Genomic DNA, 17,601 nt, shown 5'->3' on the forward strand with positions numbered 1-17,601 from the left:
TGCCTGGGCTGGGCGGGATCGTGCGGACGGGCCTGCTCGGTTCGGGACGTCAGGCCGCGTTGGCGCCGGTCGTCGTCAGCCGCTGCGAACGGCAGGAGAGTGCTCGACGTAGCATCGCGCCTGGGATGGGCCTCAAGAAATCGCTGGCGCGGCCGATAGCAGCGCACGGATCGGCGTCGCTGCACATCGTCAGCGACACGCGGGGACCAGCTTGCGACGGCAGCCGTCGCGCCCAGGGCTCCGGCGTGCGCCGCGGCATCTTTGGGGGAACGGGGCAGTGCGCAGTCGCTTGGTTTGGCAGTCGCTCGGGGCGCTGCTGTGGTGGGGTGTGCTCGCGCCGAACGCGTCGGCACAGACGGTGGCAACGCCCGCGTGTGCGCCGGCGCAGGCCTTGCCGGCCTGCGTGGAGGCCGTGCGCGCCGACGACCCGGCGGCCGCGTTGCGCATGGGCATGCCGGCCTGGGACGCCGCCGCCGACAAGCAGGGTCTGATTCCCCTCGGCCTGGAACTGGTGGACGCGGCGTCCGCCGCCGGCAAGCCGGAGACCGTGGTCGCCCTCGGCTCGGCCCTGCTCACCCAGCCGTTGTCGCCGCAGCAGCGGGTACGCCTGTTCAAAAAGCTCAATGGCGCCATCTGGCAGCCGCGCGACGCCACGCGCATCGCCGAACTCGAAGCCGAGATGCGGCGGCTGGAGAAGGAACTGCCGGACGAGCCGCTCATCGCCGACATGTGGCGGCAACTGGCCGCTTGCTATTACCAGATCGGCGCACAGAAAGACGCCTTGCGGGTCGCCCGTATTGCATTGTCCAGAGTGCGTAAGCATCCCGATCTGGTGGAGTACAACGCCAACCAGATCTTGTTCATCGTCTCTTCGCAGCAAGGGCGCATGCCAGACGCAATCGCTGCATTGCTTGAGGCGGAGCGGGTAGGAAAGGCGCTGGGCAGGCCGGACGACGCCATGCTGCTGAACAACGCCACCGGCTTGTTCTGCTATGCCCGCGAATGGGAGAAAGCAATCGCCTATGGTCAACGCGCCTTGGCCGCCTACGATGCCAAGCCGCCCAAGGAACTGTCACGTGCGGCCGTGCTCGACAATTTGGGGTCGGCCTACGATGGAGCCGGCGAACTGCAGCGCGCCGAGGCCATCTACCGGCAGGCATTGGTGGCGGCGCGCGTCGACCCCACGGCATCGCTGATCTCCCCCCTGAACAACCTCGCCGATGTCCTGCGTCGCCTGCACCGCCCGCAGGAGGCGTTGCCTTTGTTGCAAGAGGCGGCCGCGATCATGGATAACGCCGCGCAGAGCGGCGAGCATGGCGATCACGGTGCAGCGGCCATCATCTATTCCAACCTCGGTACCACCTTGGTGGATCTCGGTCAGCGCGATGCCGCGGCTGCGGCGTTCGCGCACTCGCGGCAGTTGTTCGCGGAATCGGACAACGTGACGCGGCGGCTTGAGCTGTATCCGCCCATGATCGACAACCTCGATGCGCTTGGCCGCGACCGCGAGGCGCTGGCGCTGATGCGCGAGTACAAGGCGGTCAACGACGAGGCGGTGAACGTCGAGTCCAAGACCCGCATCGCGCAGCTCGAATCGGCGGTGGACCTGGCGCGCAAGAAGAGCGAACTGGCTGCGCTCGGCCGCACCCGCGCCGCCGAACAGGCCGCCTACGCGCAACTGCAGGCGCGCGAACAGCGCCAGCGCAGCGTGCTCTACGGCCTGTTGGCCGCGCTGCTGGCGCTGGCCGGCTTCTTCCTGCTCAAGGTGCGCGAAGGCCGCGTGCGCCGGCGCATCAACGCCGAACTGGCGCGCAAGAACGACGAGATCCAGACCCAGCATCGCGAGCTCGAGCAACTCACCGCCACCATCCGCCGCCAGAGCGAAGAGGATGCCCTCACCGGGCTGCGCAACCGCCGCTACGTCACCGCCTGGCTGCAGGCGCGCGAAGCCGCGGCGACGCCGGAGCGCACGCAGGAGCCGCTGTTGATCGCCCTGCTGGACATCGACCACTTCAAACGCGTCAACGACCTGCACGGCCACGAAGGCGGCGACCACGCCCTGATGCACCTCGGCGACCTGCTGCGCGACTGCGCACGCAGCTCGGACATCATCGCCCGCTGGGGCGGCGAAGAATTCCTGTGGATCTGCCCCGGCGGCACCCTGGCCGACGCCCCACGCCTGTTCCGCCGCCTGCGCGAGCGCCTGCAGGCCGACCCGCTGGTACGCCCGACCGGACGCATCGCCCTCACCGTGTCGATGGGCGTGAGCCTGTTCCCCGCCCACCCCGGCGGCGACTGGCCGCTGAGCCTGCGCATCGCCGATGCCGCCCTGTACCGCGCCAAGCACGCCGGCCGCGACCGTTGGATGGGGCTGACGTTGGAAGGTGTGGCGACTGATCTGGGGCCCGATGTGTCGCTCGACGTACTGGAGGCGGAAGGCCGGCTGCAGCAGAGTGGCGGTGGGGGTGATGGGGTAGTGTTTGTGGTGGGGCGGCAGGTGGCGTGAGGGCGTGATTTCGGCCGAGCCCAATGTTAGGCCTATCGCTCTGAGCGAGGTCGTTGTTGCGTGTTACAGCCAGAGGCGTCGAGGCGCGAGAAGGATGCCGATACTCGAATCATCTTCTTCCCTCATCGCTGTCAAGTCGCGGCAGCGTGGGCGAAGGCCACCAATTCGTGTCCCTGGCCAGGGTGGCAATCCTTGCGTCTGGCGGGCGCAGGACTGCGATGCACCTAGCCTGCTCGACCCCGGAAACGGCTGCGCCCATAACTCATGCCGCCGCTGAAGATCACGAAGCCGTCTTCTGGATCGAGCAGGTAACGGTCGTGGACGTCGTATTGCATGAGCCCCACGATGCAGGCGAGCGCACGATTCAGTGACTCCATCAACGCGAGATGCTGCTGCATCACCTCCGGAACCTGCCCCTTCGAAGCTAGCAGCGTCTGAAAGCGCTGCGGATCGCTCATGGTGACCACGACCTCGGAGAGCGTCTCCTGAAGAGTGGAAAGGTCTGTGGCAGCCCGTTGATGCAAATGGTGATCGCTACTCGGTAGTGCAACAGATGACGCGGCTGCGACTTCCCTGGCAACGTCAGCCAATGAGGATTCCCAGTCTGGTGTGCCCGCGGAACGCGCCAGCCTCTCCACCGTCCGCCGCAGCCGATCCACCGTTTCTCCTTGCAGTCCGCGGTCCATCGCATCCACGCAATACATGGGTTGCATTGAGTCTGTGAGTGTAAAGGCCAACCGTCAGGCGAAGCTTGGGGGATCATGGCGCTGGAGGGCGTTGTGTGCTGCCCTGGGCTACAAGCTTTGGGAAAGCTACACGCCTTACGCCTTACGCCTTACGGTCTTAAGCGGCGTTGTCCCGGAAGATTCGCCTCGGCTCAAGGGCGGTCAATCAGGCTTTACTTGGTTGAGGCTGGATCATGGATATAGATATAGCACCCCTTCATGCCTCGGCTCATTAGTGTTTTGTACGTATTTCGGATGATTCGGTCTGCAAGGTGTCCAATCTTGGGGTCGGTTCTAGATCGCGACTTGTACCCACGGATCGAGCGATCCTGCTTTGAACGCTTACTTGGATCGGTCAGTGTCCGCCCGTCGCGCCAAACCAGGTCCGGCCCGATGATCACGCCCGCATAGTCGAGTTCCAGGCCCTGGCAGGTATGGATGCACCCGACTTGCTCGACCGAGTTCTCGGCGATGGCCCACAGGCTTCCGTCGCTTCCCAAGTTCCACTGTGCGCGATAGCCGTGTTCAGGGATTTCGATATCCCAGGCATCCGGATTGTTCTTGCTCTTCCAGTCCCAGCAGTAGCCAGCGATTACGCGAGATTTGTTGTTGACTTTGTTTTTCTCGCGAATCAGGTCGTGCAGCGCTTTAGGCGAGTCGACAATGCGGAAGTCGAAGGTGTTGCGGTCAAAATCGGTGTTGGCGGTCTCGCGGATGCCCAGGAAATTGTCCAGCCAGGCGATGTAGCCGTCGGAGCCGGCGCAGCGGAATTGCGAGGCCAGTTCCAACTCGGTGACTTCCGCGTCGAGTTGGGCGGCCCAGCGCCTTAGCTCGCCGGTGTGGCCGATGTCGGCGAGGGTAACGATCTGGTCGTTGTCGACGAAGAAGATGGTGCAGTGGGCGCTGCGGATCAGTTCCATCACCTGGTTCTGGCCCAGGTTACCGTATAGGCCGCTCTTCTCGTTGAGGCGATGGGCTTCGTCCACCACCAATGTGCCGAACACGTTCGGTTCGGTCTGGTGGAAGTTACCCGATCCGGAGAACAGATTGCCGATCTCGATCTTGCGCACATGTCCAGCCAATTTCTGCGCGTACACCGCACGGGGTGCTGCATTCTTGGAGACGTACTTTGTGGTGGTGCCGCGCTTGGTCAGTTCGACCATCAGGTTCACGGCCACCACCGATTTGCCGGTGCCGGGGCCGCCCTTGACGATCACCACCTGCTTGCGCTCGGCGCTGGCCTGGGCCGCACGCGCCAGGCAGGTTTCGTAAACCAGCTTCTGTTCGTCGATCAGCACGAACTCCTGGTTTCCCTTAAGCATGCCGACCACGCTGTCGGCAAGCATCTTGGATGGGCGGATGCGACCGTGCTCGATCTTGTAGAGCAGTTCGCCGTTGTCGCCCTGGCGCACATGCTGACGGATGAAGTCGCGCAGCTTGCGCTTCTCTTCCACGCCGCGCAGGAACAGTGGGGCCTTATCGGTGTAGGGGATGTAGCGTGGGTCATCGATGGTCCCATCGCGAAAATGGTTGTGCAGGTAGGCACATGGCCGTAGCTGCACGCCCCCTTCGTGCACCGCTTCGTTGAAGCCCTGCAGCAGAGCCGCATACGACCAGGCTTGGTAGGACGGGTGCGGGCCTTCGGTCTCGGTCGGCCCGCCGCGCTGCGCGCGGACGATGCCGTCCTTGTCGGTAACAGCGGAGGTGGACCATTGCTTGAGTTCGACGATGATCGCGCGTGGCTCTTCGGCTTCGCCAAGCCCGCTCAGGATGAAGTCGATACGCTTGGCGGTCTGGGGGATGCCGAACTCGATGCCCACCCCCATGTCCGCGGGTAGGCTGTCGTCGCTGAGGACATCGGCCATCTGGGTCAGCGAGTGGCGCCACGCGCGAAACTCGCTATCCGGCGCGTAGCGGCCGGTCTTCTGCAGGAATGCGGTGGCGATGATCTCCTCGATTGCCTGCCGCTCTGAGTCGTGCAGGAACGCGGCACGTGTGGACTGATAGACGATCACGCTCGGCGATCCCTCTGAATGCATTCCGTTCGCTAGAACTTTGAACCGATGCGCAGTGGCTGACAAGCCTCTATATGCGGTTCCTGGCGCGACTAGCGCTGCCACGCACATTGAACGAAGAGCACAAGTCCGCCCGGACGGTGCGCGTGGGCGAGTTGGCGGTATGCATGGAACTGCTGGCGGAGCAACTGGACATGGTGCTGCGCGAGGTGCCGTGGCCGGCGCAGTGTCCAGCACCCCATATCAGACGCGCGGCCTGGGCGCCAATAGCGGACTGCCGCGAGCGAGCATCCTTTACGGTGGGCGCGTTGCCATTGTCTCCCTGCTTCCGGCCAGCCTGGAGGCCGGTCGACGCCGCGGCCGCACTGGCACGGGGGAGCAAGGCCCGCGGCGTCTACATCGAACGGGCCGGCGTCGCTTGCGTCTGCACAGTCTCCTGCTGTTGGCTACGCTGCAGTTCTTCGGTCCTGGCTTGCTGTTGCACCGCCTCCAACTGCGCGAAGCGCTGTTCCGCCGGCACCGCGAGCGCGTCCTGCATGGGCATGTGCGCTCGGTGCGCAGCGGGGTCGGGCGATGGGTGGCCGGTGCGCCACAGGTGCACCACCTCGCCGCTGCCCAAGGTGGCGGTTGGCGTGTTGGCGGCGATCTTCAGGTCGTCCTTCGCCGTGAATCCCTTTTCGCCCGCCAGCAGCAACAGGCTTGCGCTCAGCCGCTCGCTGTTCTCGTCCCACGGTTTGCCGGCTTGTTGATCCAGCCCGCGCACGCCATCGCGAATCTTCTCGAACAGCGGGGTGTCGGGATGTCCAGGGTCGCCCGGCTGAGCGCGTCCTGCTTGCGGCAGGGCGAGCTCGGGCGTTGGGCTGATGTGCTGGTGGGAATCCTGGGTGTGTTGCAGCAGGCCGGGTGTTGGCGGGGTCGTGCTGGTATCCCAGAACGCCTGAGGGGTGGCCGTGCTGCCTTGCGGCAAGGTGATGCCGTTGCGCTCCAGCAAGGTCTCGTTGAAGTGCAGACGTTGCATGTTCAGATGCATTTGCGGCGCGACGCCGTCGACCGGGTGCGCATAGGCGCGATCGGTCGCAATCGCGTGGCTCACGGCGCCGGCGCCGTAGTAATTGGGGTAGTCCGAGTCGCCGTGGTAGCCGATGCTCGTCGTCTGACTTGGCGACAGGCCGGGAGTGCCCTTTGGGCTTTTATCGAAATAGTAGCTGGCTTCTGTGACGATGTTCTCGGGTGTCATCGGGAGCGAGCCGTCGGTATTGAAGGTCAAGCCCGGCTTTGCTTGTGCTTGCCGGATGTTCGACGGATTGGGTTCGACAAAGTCATCCAGACGGCTATTGCGAAGCGTCATCATCGACGTCAGGTCTGCACCGGGATCGCGCTGCTTCACCTTGTCCAGCAATGCGTTCCATCCTGCAATCTGGGCTTTGGCTTCGTCTTGCCGATTGCTTGCGACCAACTGTTCAATCGGTACGGTGTAGTCGTTAATCGGGTTGTTGTCTTTGGCGATGGCCTTGGCAGCTTCGTCGAACTGCCGATAGGCAGCGGCCATGCTGACTTGATTGAAGGCGTGCTGGGTCTCGTGTCCCAACACAAACGTCAGGTCCGTGGCGTCGTACCGATTGAATTGGCTGGGCGATTGTCCCAGCGTGGTGGGTGGGATGCTCATCGTCTTATTCGCAGGATTGAAGGTCCCGCCTGCGACGGTTCCGCTGAGCGGTGCGAAATTTTCAAGCAACATGCGTTGTTGCCTGTCGTTGCTGTCGACGGTGGTGACCGCCCGCCTCATTTCGTTGGCCAAAGCGGGGGAGCTGTTGATGGTTGCCTGTAGGTTGGTAACCATGTCTTGGGTCACCGCCTGACTTTGCTGGTTCGCATCCATGTAGGTGCTGTGAGCGAAGCGCATGCTCATTTCCTGCAGGCGCAGAGAGCCACGCAATGCTTCGTCAGCGGACGGTCCAGGCTGGAGCGCCGGTAGGGTGACGACGCCGGACGCCTTGTCGTAAGACCCGGTCAAGGATTCTGAGCCGCTTGGGCCCAAGGCGAACCCGGTCAGATGTCCATTGGCGGCTTCTTGGGTGAGGCGCTGTGTCAGATCCCGGTCCGCGGCGATTGTTGCGCGTAATTTCGCTTCTTGATCGGCGGTCACTCCTGGCTGGTTGGCAAACTGAGCCAAGGCGGCCTCCAGCTGGGCGTTAGCGTTTGCCATACCGGTCACTCTCCAAATTTCTGGATGCTGATCGCTTTGATGCAGGCCGGGTTTTGGTGTTGTGGGACGATCTGGACATGCATGTCGTTGCGCGCGTAGTGGAGCGCCAAGAGCCCGCCGATCTCGTTTTTCGTACTTGGCCTTATACTGAATCCTGCCGCCTTCAAGGTGCGGTTGTACTCGTCAATGCCAAGGTCGCAAGGCGGATGGCTCTCGTCGACTGAATTGGTTGCCCTTATCAATTCAATCGTTACGTTCGAGTATTCCTCAATTTTGCTATCGAAGTTGTAGGTTATTCCGTATTGCCACTTCCCATTTGGCAATTTAAGCGAATAGGCTCCTGATTTTTCGTCTCCCTCGAAGGTCGCTCCGATAGTAGACTGGATCGATTTTGCCGATAAATCGTTGAAATTCTGCGTGCTCTCTATCAGCGATAAGAAACGATGCCCAAGATCGGCTGCAGTCATCTCATTGTTCGATTTCATGTTTCTTCCTTGGCTTTTGTCGGCTGCCAGACCAGCAGTTGCACAGGAGGTTGAAGAAATGGTTAGCGCCAAGGCGAGTAGGATTTTTTCAGTGCTTTTCATGCTGTTCACTCCTCCTCGGCGTCCTACGAAAGTGGATGCATTTCATGCCGAATTCGACCTTCATGCCTCAGCCTCTTGGGTGCGTTATACCGCAGTTCCTCGGTGCGTTCCTGCGCCAACATGCGGTTGTCGACGCCAGGTTCGAGACGTCCAGGAAACTTCTGCACGGGCACGCCCATCAGTTCGCCGAAAGTGCGGTAGGCGGAGTTGCTGTTGACGGTCTCGCCAAAGACCTTGAAGCCGTAGTTCGGGTAGTCGCGATCCTGCGCGTTCAATTCCGGCACGGCACGCACGGCGGTATTCCAGCGCTCCATGATCGCGTGCTTGTCGCCGGTGGCGACCGTGCGCGCCGGCTGGTCGTCGCGGATGTAGGTGGTGCTGTCGACCTTCTCGCCGATGGAGCGGGCGTAGGCGGGATCGTGCGGGTAATGCCAGGCGCGCAGCGAGTGCCGGGTCGCGTCGGTGCCGATGGGAATGGCCTGGCCGCTCTGTCTGTCGGTGGCCAGGCCGTGCAGTTCCGCCACGGCTTTGCCGTGTTCGTCGCGCAGCACCCAGAAGGCGTGGCCGGCGATGCCGACCACACCGAGCGAGCGGGCTTCGATGGCGTATTTGGGCATGGGCGTGTCCTTCCTTGGTCGATGTGACTGGAGGGGGGATCAGAACGGCCGTGCTCCGTCGTGCTCCGTTCGGTGGACTCACTGTGGTGACGTGGCGACGCAGCGGTCCAGTGCGGTCTTGAGATCCCGCATCGCCTGGTCGACGCCCAGGTCGACGAAGTAGGCGCCGGTGCCCTTGAGGGCGAGCTTGGCCTGGTTGGCGCCCGGTGGGCGCTCCAGGTGCAGGCGAAAACCGCTGCGGTTCGTTTCGGGGAAGTCGCCCGATTCCAGGATGCCCTTGGCCGGGTCTTCGCGGGTGACCTTGGGCCAGGAACTGCTGGTCTCGGCCAGGGTGGCGATGCTGGATTCGGCGCAGTCGAACAGGCGCTGGTTGGGCAGGTCGGTCGGGACGCTCAGTACCGCCGACGCCATGGGCGCCTTGCGGGCGGCGGCGGGCATGCTGCACGCGCTGGCGACGGGCGCCAGGCCAGCGACGTGGACGATGCGGTGCCATTGCTTCATGGGGCATTCCGTGCGCAGGCGGTGCCGAGCTTCCTGCTCGGCGCATGCTGCCGAATGCGCTGGGTGTTGCGGCTGGGTCAGCGCCGCGCGCGCCGCCAGGCAATCAGTGCCACGGCGGCCAGGGCGGCGACGGTGCCGACCGCGGCCACCTGCGCCGCGCGCTTGGCGCGTTGTTCGCGCAGGCGCAGGGCGTCGCCGCTGGCGTCGTCGGCGGACAGCGGCGAGCGGTACACGCTGTGCGCGGCGGCGCGACCGGTGATGGCGGCGCGGCGCGCGGGCGGGGTCGGGGCGCTGTCGGTGGCGGTGTCGTCCACGGCGTGGGCGGTGTCGGTGATCATGGTGGGTTGCATCCTCGGCGCTGCGTTCATGCGTGTCTGTCGATCGAGCGGTCGGTTGGTGGCTGACGCCCTATCTTTCCAAGCGCCACGTTAACGCGGCGCGGGGGAAAAGTAATGTGCAGACGCCGCGGTCCCGCTGACTTTGGCTCAGCCCACATCGCGGACCATCAGCAACACGCGGGTGCCGTAGGAATCGGCTTCCTGCACGGGCTGCCAGCCGTGGCGGGCGTACAGTCCGCCGTCCAGATGCTCGGTCTGCAGGTGCAGGGCACCCAGGCCCAACTCCGCGGCGTCGGCCAAGGCATGGGCAAGCAGGCGGCCAGCGATGCCGCGTCCGCGGTAGGGATCGGCGACGTACATGCCGCCCAACCAGTACGGGTATTGCGGGAAGGCGTCCATTTCCCGGTATTTCAGCTGCACGGCGGCGATCGGTCGAGGGCCGTCGAAGGCCGCCAGCACGCGCGGCAGGCCGTGCCCATCCGGGGCGCGCTGGAGCTGGCGCAGTTCGTCGTCCAGCGAGAAGCCCGCCTCGCGGCCCCAAGCCGCGTGGTACCAGGCGGCGATCTGCGGCAGTGCCGGGGCGTGCTGGTCGAGATGACGGACGTCCATGTGCGGCGTTGCGATGATAGGGGAGCAGGCAAGTGTAAGCGGGGAAAGAGCTTCGGCCAGGGCAGGGCGACGCGGCGGCCTGCGTCCGTGCGGGCTGTCGGCCGATCACGCAGGCGATGCCCGCACGCGCGGCTTGAACGGCTGCCACGTCCACTCGCGTCTCCACGCGCTCACGCCGGCAAGTTTGGCGATAATGCCGGCCTGTTCCGCCAGGATCGCCGCATGACCGCTCTCACCGAACGCTACGCGCGCGCCGTGGACTATGCGCGCATCGCCCACGCCGGCCAGTTCCGCAAGGGCGGCATGGTGCCGTATCTGAGCCACGTGCTGGGCGTATCGACGCTGGTGCTGGAGGCCGGCGGCGACGAGGACCAGGCGATCGCGGCGCTGCTGCACGATGTGGTGGAGGACTGCGGCGCCGGCCACGAGGCGGTGATCCGCGCGCAGTTCGGCGAGGCGGTGGCGGACATGGTGATGGCCTGCACCGACGCCACGGCCGAGCGCAAGGCAGTGCCCGCGGACGTGCCGGCCAAGCGCCGCGACTGGCGCATCCGCAAGCAGGCGTATCTGGCGCATCTGGCCGAGGCGCCGGATGCGGTGCTGCTGGTGTCGGCCTGCGACAAGCTCTACAACGCACGCAGCATCGTCGCCGACCTGGAAGATCCCGAGGTCGGTGTGGCAGTGTTCGAGCGCTTCACCGCTGGGCGCGACGGCACGCTTTGGTACTACCAGGCGCTGCATGCGATCTACGCCGAACGCGGCGTGGCGGTGCTGCGCGCGTTCGCCAGTGCGGTGACACGGATGCAGGCGCTGGCCGCGCGCGACGAGGATGCCGACACGCTGGTGGCGCCTGCGTTGAGCTGAGACTTGCGTCGCCGGCGAAGGCGCGCCGTTCTGCGTCGATAGCGGGCTGAACACGCCGCAGCAAAGTCGCCACGACACGCCCGTGGCAGCCGACCGGATAAGCTTGCGCGCTCCTTCGCGTTGCCGGTCAAGCCTATGTCCACGCCTCCCGCTTCCGCCGCTTCCGGCTTCGTGCGCGTCCGTGGCGCGCGCGAGCACAACCTCAAGGACGTGGACGTGGAACTGCCGCGCGACGCGCTGGTGGTGTTCACCGGCGTGTCCGGCTCGGGCAAGTCGTCGCTGGCGTTCGGCACGCTGTTCGCCGAGGCGCAGCGGCGTTATCTGGATTCCATCTCGCCGTATGCGCGGCGCCTGATCGACCAGGCCGGCGTCGCCGACGTGGACGCCATCGACGGCCTGCCGCCGGCCGTGGCGCTGCAGCAGCATCGCGGCGCGCCGAGCACGCGCTCGTCGGTGGGCAGCGTCACCACCATCTCCAACTCGCTGCGCATGCTGTATTCGCGTGCCGGCACCTATCCGCCGGGGCAGGACATCATCCATGCCGACGGCTTCTCGCCGAACACGCCAGCCGGCGCCTGCCCCACCTGCCACGGGCTGGGGCGTATCTACGATGCCACCGAGGCGTCGATGGTGCCGGACCGTTCGCTGAGTATCCGCGAGCGGGCAGTGGCGGCGTGGCCGCCGGCTTGGCACGGGCAGAACCTGCGCGACATCCTCACCACGCTCGGCCACGACGTCGACGTGCCGTGGGCGAAGCTGCCGAAGAAGACCCGCGACTGGATCCTGTACACCGACGAGCAGCCGACCGTGCCGGTGTATCCCGGCTTCAGCCTGGCCGAGACCCAGCGCGCGCTCAAGCGCAAGCAGGAGCCGGCGTACATGGGCACTTTCAGCAGCGCGCGCCGCTACGTGCTGCATACCTTCGCCACCACGCAGAGCGCGCTGATCAAGAAGCGCGTGGCGCAGTACCTGATCAGCACCGCATGCCCCAGTTGCGACGGCAAGCGGCTGGGCCGCGAGGCGCTGTCGGTGACCTTCGCCGGGCTGGACATCGGCGCACTGTCGCAGCGCCCGCTCGGCGAGGTGGCCGAGCTGTTGCGGCCCGCGGCGGAAGGCCGCATGCAGGGCCGTTCGCGGCATCCTGAGCAGGCGCTGGCCGCGCAGCGCATCGCCCAGGACCTACTGGCGCGGATCCAGGTGGTGGAGGCGCTGGGCCTGGGCTATCTGACCCTGGAGCGCAGCACGCCGACGCTGTCGCCCGGCGAACTGCAGCGGCTGCGCCTGGCCACGCAGATCCGCTCGCAGCTGTTCGGTGTGGTCTACGTGATGGACGAGCCGTCGGCGGGCCTGCATCCGGCCGACACGCAGGCACTGCTGGGCGCGCTGGATCAGCTCAAGGGCGCGGGCAATTCGCTGTTCGTGGTGGAGCACGAGATCGACGTGATCCGTCATGCCGACTGGATCGTCGATGTCGGCCCGGGTGCCGGCGAGCACGGCGGGCAGGTGCTGTACAGCGGTCCGCCGGCGGGACTGGCGCAGGTGCAGGCCTCGTCCACGCGTCGCTACCTGTTCGCCGAACCGCAGGCCGCTGCCCATGCGCCGCGCACGCCGGAGGACTGGCTGCAGTTGCGCGAGGTCAGCCGCAACAACGTGGTCGCGCTGGACGTGGACATTCCGCTGGGCGTGTTCACCACCGTCACCGGCGTGTCCGGCTCGGGCAAGTCCTCGCTGGTCAGTCAGGCGCTGGTGGAGCTGCTGGGCGCACAACTGGGGCAGCAGCCGGCCGAGGCGGAGGAGGAACTGGATCCGCTGGAGCGCGGTGCGCGCGTCGCCACCGATGGCTACATCGCCGACGGCCTGCAGCACGTGCGGCGGCTGGTGCAGGTGGACCAGGCGCCGATCGGACGCACGCCGCGCTCCAATCTGGCGACCTACACTGGCCTGTTCGACCACGTGCGCAAGCGCTTCGCGGCCACGCCGGCGGCGCGCAAGCGCAAGTACGACGCCGGTCGTTTTTCGTTCAACGTCGCCAAGGGCCGCTGCGAGACCTGCGAAGGCGAGGGCGCGGTGAGCGTGGAATTGCTGTTCATGCCCAGCGTGTATGCGCCGTGCCCCACCTGCCATGGCGCGCGCTACAACGCCAAGACGCTGGAGATCGAACTGCGCGGCCAGACCATCGCCCAGGTGCTGCGCATGACCGTGGCGCAGGCGCTGGACTTCTTTGCTGACGATGCAGCGATCGCGCGGCCGCTGCAGGTGTTGGTGGAGGTGGGCCTGGGCTATCTGCGGCTGGGCCAGCCGGCCACCGAACTGTCCGGCGGCGAGGCGCAGCGGATCAAGCTGGCCAGCGAGCTGCAGCGTGCGCAGCGCCGCGGCACGGTGTACGTGCTGGACGAACCCACCACCGGTCTGCACCCGGCCGACGTGGACACGCTGCTGCGGCAGTTGCACGGGCTGGTGGAGGCGGGCAACACCGTGGTGGCAGTGGAGCACGACATGCGCGTGGCCGCCGCCAGCGACTGGATCATCGACATGGGGCCGGGTGCGGGCGGGGCAGGTGGCAAGGTGGTGGCGGCGGGCGTGCCAGGTGTGGTGGCGCAGCAGGCCGACAGTCGGACCGCGCCGTTTCTCGCGGCGGAGTTGGCGGAGTAGCCGGTGAACGTGCGTCGCTTGCTGTAGATCCATCTAGGAGCGGAATCCGCCGCGGCGGACATTCCTCGGCATACCTGTCGCGGCTGAAGCCGCTCCTACGACGGTCGACGAGCCGGCCCGCGCGCCTGGGGCGCGCGGCGCTGCGGCCGACGAGGGCTACTGTTCGTCCAGCCCGACGTTCTGCGCTGCGCTGGCCGGCGGGACGTAGACCCGCTCGTGCGGCACCTGCAGCGCCGCCTCGCCGTGCTGCAGGTTCACCGCCTGCGCGTGCACGAAATCGGTGATGTCGGTGATCGAGATGGCCTGCCGTTCGCCGTACTGGCGCAGCGCCTGGCCGCGCAGCCCCAGTTGCAGTGCGCGACGCGGCAGCGCGCTGCCGTCGGGCGCATGATCCGGGTCCCACTGCAGGCGCACGTCGGACTGCTGGACCGCGTTCTTCCACGCGTCACGACTGGCGAAGCGCACCGGATCGAACGTCGACGGGACCGCGTCACGCAGCAACGCGTCGAAGAAGGCGCGCGGCAGCCGGATCGCCAGGATCCGCTCCTGTCCTTCCTTCTGCGCCCAACCGGCGCGGTACATCATCCACAGGAAGTTCGGTTTGATCCAGCTCATCCGGTCGTAGCTGAACGCGCCGCCGAAGCGTTGATGGGCCACCGCGAACTGCGCGATCGCGGGGCGGTAGGCCTGGTAGACATCGATCGTGTCGGCGTCGAAGCGCGCCAGGATGTGACGGCCCTGGCGGGGCCAGGTGGGCTGCAAGGCAGCGTAGGGAACGGAATGCATCTGCGCGCAGTCTACGTCGTCGCAACAGCGTCGTCGATCTGCTGCCGCGTCTTCCCGTGTCGGTTGGCTGCGGTCGCACGTGCGTGCACTGAACCACTCAGCCTGCGCTCGCCCCCCAGGCTCGCGCACTGAGACCGGCACTGGCTACCCTGGTGCACCGCCATTTCCGGAGCCCCCATGAGCCGACGTTCCGGCAGCGCCGATCTGCCCCTGCACGGTGGCCGCGTGCCGCACTGGCTGGGTGCGCGCATGACCCGGCTCGGCGCGGTGATGTGCCAGGCCATCGTGCACAGCTACGGCCGCGACGAACTGCTGCGGCGTCTGGCGCATCCATTCTGGTTCCAGTCGCTGGGCGCGGTGATGGGCATGGACTGGCATTCCTCCGGCATCACCACCAGCGTGCTGGGCGCGCTCAAGCGCGGCCTGGCGCCGCTGTCCGGCGAACTGGGCATCCATGTGTGCGGCGGCCGCGGGCGGCATTCGCGGGCCACGCCGGACGAACTGCTGGCGGTGGGCGAGCGCACCGGCCTGGACGGCGCGGACCTGGCGCGGGTCAGTCGCCTGGTGGCCAAGGTCGACAGCGCTGCGGTGCAGGACGGCTTCGACCTGTACCTGCACGGCTTCATCGTCAGCGACGACGGGCGCTGGGTGGTGGTGCAGCAGGGCATGCACGGCGCGCGCAAGCAGGCGCGCCGCTATCACTGGCTGTCGGAAGGCCTGAGCAGCTTTGTCGATGCGCCGCATGCGGCCATCGACGGTCCGCGCCAGGGCCGCATCGTCAATCTTGCCGATCACCGTGCCGCCGCGGCGCGCGCGGCGCAGGTGGACCTGCTGCAGACGCTGACACCTGAGCGCATCGCCCGCGAGTACGCCGCGCTGGAGGCCGCGCAGGCCTCGGCGCCGGTCGCCGCAGCGCCGGCCCGCACCGCGCCGCGGCCATGCGAGACGCCCGCCACCGATGCGCTGTTCGCCGAGACCGGCGACCTGTTCGCGTCGGCAGCGGCCGCGCAGCCCGAGCGTCGGCCCGCCGACCTGCCGCATCTGTCGCTGCCCGACCACCACGACGTGCGCGGCAGCGACGTCGTGGTGCGGCGCCTGCACGGGGCGCTGGCCGCCGCCGCCGAATGCGGCCCGCGCGATTTCCAGGACCTGCTGCAGGTACCGGGCGTCGGTGCGCGCACGGTGCGCGCGCTGGCGCTGGTGGCCGAGGTGCTGCACGGCGCGCCGTGCCGCTTCAGCGACCCGGCGCGTTTCTCGCTGGCCCACGGCGGCAAGGACCGGCATCCGTTCCCGGTGCCGACGCGGGTCTACGACCACACCATCGGCGTGCTCAAGACCGCGGTGGCGCAGGCCAAGCTGGGTCGCGAGGAAAAGCTGGAGGCGATCCGCCGCCTGGACGCGCAGGCGCGCCTGCTCGAGCCGACCGCGCGCGGTCCGTCGGTGGAGGACTACATCGCCGAGGAGCGCGCGCAGTCGCATGCCTATGGCGGGCGCAGCGTGTTCGGCTGGGAGCCGGCGCCGGAGGCGGTCGCGGAGTTGCGTGCCGCACGGGCGAGGTAGGGCCAGTTGCTGGTGGTCTGAGTTCGCCACGATCGGGCCGGATGCAGGTTGCCGTGCAGGCGTCAACGGCGATTCGGCCACGATAGGTGCGTTCATCGGCGCATCCGGCCGCGTTGCAGTCGGGACTGAAGTCCCTCCCACAAGGAGGAATGGGCTATCAGGGTCGCTGTCAGCGTGTGCATGGGACACCAGGGGCGTGCTTCTTTGGAAGTCCGCTGTCATGCGATGGCGATGGTCGCAGGCGGATAAGCTGCCTGCCGGCGTACCACGGTCCTTCTGGTCGAGCGATCGCCCGTATCATGGCCGCCCCCGGCGCACGGTGCCGGTAGCCCCCAACGACGCGTACGCCGAAGGACGTTTTCCAGCATGTGGTCTGCCATCAGCAACTTCGGCGACGCGGCGATGACGCTGCCGCTGGCGCTCGTCTGCGCCCTGTGGCTTGGGCTCGGCGGGAGCGGTTGGCGCGCCGCCGGTACCTGGCTTGGCCTGGTGGCGGCTGCCGCGGCGCTGGTGGGAGCGACCAAGATCCTCTATGCCGGCTGCGGCGTGGAGGTGCGCGCGCTGCAGTTCCGGGTGATCAGCGGGCACACCATGCTGGCCGCCTGCGTGTGGCCGATGGCCTGCATGCTGTGCCTGCGTGCGCGCCCACGACCGCGGCTGGCGATCGCTTGCGGATTCGCCATCGCCAGCGTGATCGCCATCGCCCGCGTCTACGCGCGTGCGCACAGCCTGTCCGAAGTCGCGGCCGGCGTGGTCGTCGGGGCCGCGACCACCGCCTGCCATCTGCAATGGCGCAGTGCGCCGCAGCTACCCGCGCGTCTGCGCGTGTACGCCATCGCCTCGGTGCTGTTGGTCTGCTTGCTGATGTACGGGCGCCACGCGCCGATCCAGCGCGCCATCCAGACCTATTCGCCGGCGCTGTGCGGTCGCGACGGCTGATCGTGGCGTCGCTGGCGTGCAGGCATGTGCACGCGCGCTTCGCCTGTCGTATGCCTGCTCTTGACCTGGGCGTTGCTACACCCGGAAGCGATGGCCGTCATGGCCGCTTTCAGGAGACGTCGCGATGCCGGAGCAATCCACCACCACCCGTGCGCGCCGCGCCAAGCGCGAAGGCAAGGCCGGCACCACCCAGGCCGGCGAATTCGTGCGCGAGGAGATCGACCGCGTGCGCGAGGGCAAGACCCAGGTGAAGTCGACCAAGCAGGCGATCGCCATCGGCCTGTCCAAGGCGCGCCGTGCCGGGGTCAAGACCGGTGCGTCGAAGACCGCGTCGAAAGCCACCAAGAAGAAGGTTGCGCAGGAAGAGGCCAAGGGCGGCAAGCAGGGCAAGCCGTCGCCGACGCGTTCGCGTGGTGCCAAGAAGGCACTCAAGACCGCCAGCAAGGGCACGACTGCGCGCAAGACCGTTGGCAGCGAGGCGCTGTCGACGCAGACCAAGCGCGCAGCGAAGAAGCGTAGCGCCGGCAGCCGCTCGGCCGCGGCGAAGAAGGCCGCGCAGACCAAGGGCGCGACGGTGCGTAAGGCCGCGGCCAAGAAGGCGGCGCAGACCCGCGCCAAGACGTCCGGGACGCGCACGTCGGCCGCAAAAAAGAGCACGGCCAAGTCCGCCTCGACGAGGAAGACGACGGCCAGGAA

14 protein-coding genes and 2 pseudogenes are annotated in these 17,601 nt (G+C 66.9%); 7 read left to right on the plus strand and 9 right to left on the minus strand.

Features of this window, described 5'->3' with window-relative positions:
- Positions 1-358 precede the first annotated feature (358 nt).
- Positions 359-2,506 (plus strand): tetratricopeptide repeat-containing diguanylate cyclase, encoded by a 2,148-nt coding sequence (locus PG878_RS05215; protein ID WP_209029430.1) that lies wholly within the window; start codon positions 359-361, stop codon positions 2,504-2,506.
- A 224-nt stretch (positions 2,507-2,730) separates the two neighbouring features.
- On the opposite strand, the gene PG878_RS05220 is transcribed toward PG878_RS05215, so the two are convergent.
- Both PG878_RS05220 and PG878_RS05225 read right to left on the minus strand, forming a co-directional pair.
- Entirely contained in the window at positions 2,731-3,219 is a 489-nt protein-coding gene (locus PG878_RS05220; RefSeq protein WP_311186023.1) for a hypothetical protein, read from the minus strand.
- 185 nt (positions 3,220-3,404) lie between these two features.
- Positions 3,405-5,246, minus strand: a complete 1,842-nt coding sequence (locus PG878_RS05225) for a DUF2075 domain-containing protein (protein WP_209029432.1) — start codon at positions 5,244-5,246, stop codon at positions 3,405-3,407.
- Between the two features lie 74 nt (positions 5,247-5,320).
- Here PG878_RS05225 and PG878_RS20820 point away from each other — a divergent pair.
- Positions 5,321-5,404 (plus strand): annotated as a pseudogene (locus PG878_RS20820) (hypothetical protein); the annotation flags it as partial.
- Between the two features lie 236 nt (positions 5,405-5,640).
- Here the strand turns inward: PG878_RS20820 and PG878_RS05230 are convergent.
- The 6 genes from PG878_RS05230 to PG878_RS05255 all read right to left on the minus strand — a co-directional run bounded on the left by PG878_RS05230 (position 5,641) and on the right by PG878_RS05255 (position 10,104).
- Positions 5,641-7,452, minus strand: a complete 1,812-nt coding sequence (locus tag PG878_RS05230; protein WP_244672423.1) for an XVIPCD domain-containing protein — start codon at positions 7,450-7,452, stop codon at positions 5,641-5,643.
- 5 nt (positions 7,453-7,457) lie between these two features.
- Complete coding sequence (locus tag PG878_RS05235) at positions 7,458-8,039, minus strand: hypothetical protein (protein WP_209029433.1); 582 nt, start codon at positions 8,037-8,039, stop codon at positions 7,458-7,460.
- Positions 8,040-8,062: 23 nt separating this feature from the next.
- Positions 8,063-8,656, minus strand: a complete 594-nt coding sequence (locus PG878_RS05240) for a hypothetical protein (protein WP_209029434.1) — start codon at positions 8,654-8,656, stop codon at positions 8,063-8,065.
- 78 nt (positions 8,657-8,734) lie between these two features.
- A complete protein-coding gene (locus tag PG878_RS05245) occupies positions 8,735-9,157 on the minus strand; it encodes a hypothetical protein (protein WP_209029435.1) in 423 nt (140 codons plus the stop codon).
- Between the two features lie 77 nt (positions 9,158-9,234).
- Positions 9,235-9,495 carry a hypothetical protein gene (locus PG878_RS05250; protein ID WP_244663481.1) on the minus strand — a complete coding sequence of 87 codons (261 nt, stop codon included), beginning with the start codon at positions 9,493-9,495 and terminating at the stop codon, positions 9,235-9,237.
- A 147-nt stretch (positions 9,496-9,642) separates the two neighbouring features.
- Entirely contained in the window at positions 9,643-10,104 is a 462-nt protein-coding gene (locus PG878_RS05255; RefSeq protein WP_209029437.1) for a GNAT family N-acetyltransferase, read from the minus strand.
- Positions 10,105-10,326: 222 nt separating this feature from the next.
- On the opposite strand from PG878_RS05255, the gene PG878_RS05260 reads away from it, so the two are divergent.
- On the plus strand, positions 10,327-10,968 hold the full coding sequence (locus PG878_RS05260) for an HD domain-containing protein (protein WP_209029438.1): 642 nt from the start codon (positions 10,327-10,329) through the stop codon (positions 10,966-10,968).
- A 135-nt stretch (positions 10,969-11,103) separates the two neighbouring features.
- A complete protein-coding gene (locus PG878_RS05265; protein ID WP_209029439.1) occupies positions 11,104-13,620 on the plus strand; it encodes an excinuclease ABC subunit UvrA in 2,517 nt (838 codons plus the stop codon).
- A 156-nt stretch (positions 13,621-13,776) separates the two neighbouring features.
- Here PG878_RS05265 and PG878_RS05270 read toward each other — a convergent pair whose 3' ends face one another.
- Positions 13,777-14,406: a DUF4291 domain-containing protein gene (locus tag PG878_RS05270; RefSeq protein ID WP_209029440.1), complete on the minus strand. Its 630-nt coding sequence runs from the start codon at positions 14,404-14,406 to the stop codon at positions 13,777-13,779.
- Between the two features lie 177 nt (positions 14,407-14,583).
- On the opposite strand from PG878_RS05270, the gene PG878_RS05275 reads away from it, so the two are divergent.
- From PG878_RS05275 to PG878_RS05285, 3 genes and pseudogenes are all read left to right on the plus strand, one after another.
- Complete coding sequence (locus PG878_RS05275) at positions 14,584-15,966, plus strand: DUF763 domain-containing protein (RefSeq protein ID WP_209029441.1); 1,383 nt, start codon at positions 14,584-14,586, stop codon at positions 15,964-15,966.
- 366 nt (positions 15,967-16,332) lie between these two features.
- Entirely contained in the window at positions 16,333-16,905 is a 573-nt protein-coding gene (locus PG878_RS05280; RefSeq protein ID WP_209029442.1) for a phosphatase PAP2 family protein, read from the plus strand.
- A 124-nt stretch (positions 16,906-17,029) separates the two neighbouring features.
- Positions 17,030-17,524 (plus strand): annotated as a pseudogene (locus PG878_RS05285) (DUF6496 domain-containing protein); the annotation flags it as partial.
- Between the last annotated feature and the right edge of the window lie 77 nt (positions 17,525-17,601).

The sequence above is a fragment of the Xanthomonas hawaiiensis genome (assembly GCF_031834635.1).
GTDB classification, from domain to species: Bacteria; Pseudomonadota; Gammaproteobacteria; order Xanthomonadales; family Xanthomonadaceae; genus Xanthomonas_A; species Xanthomonas_A sacchari.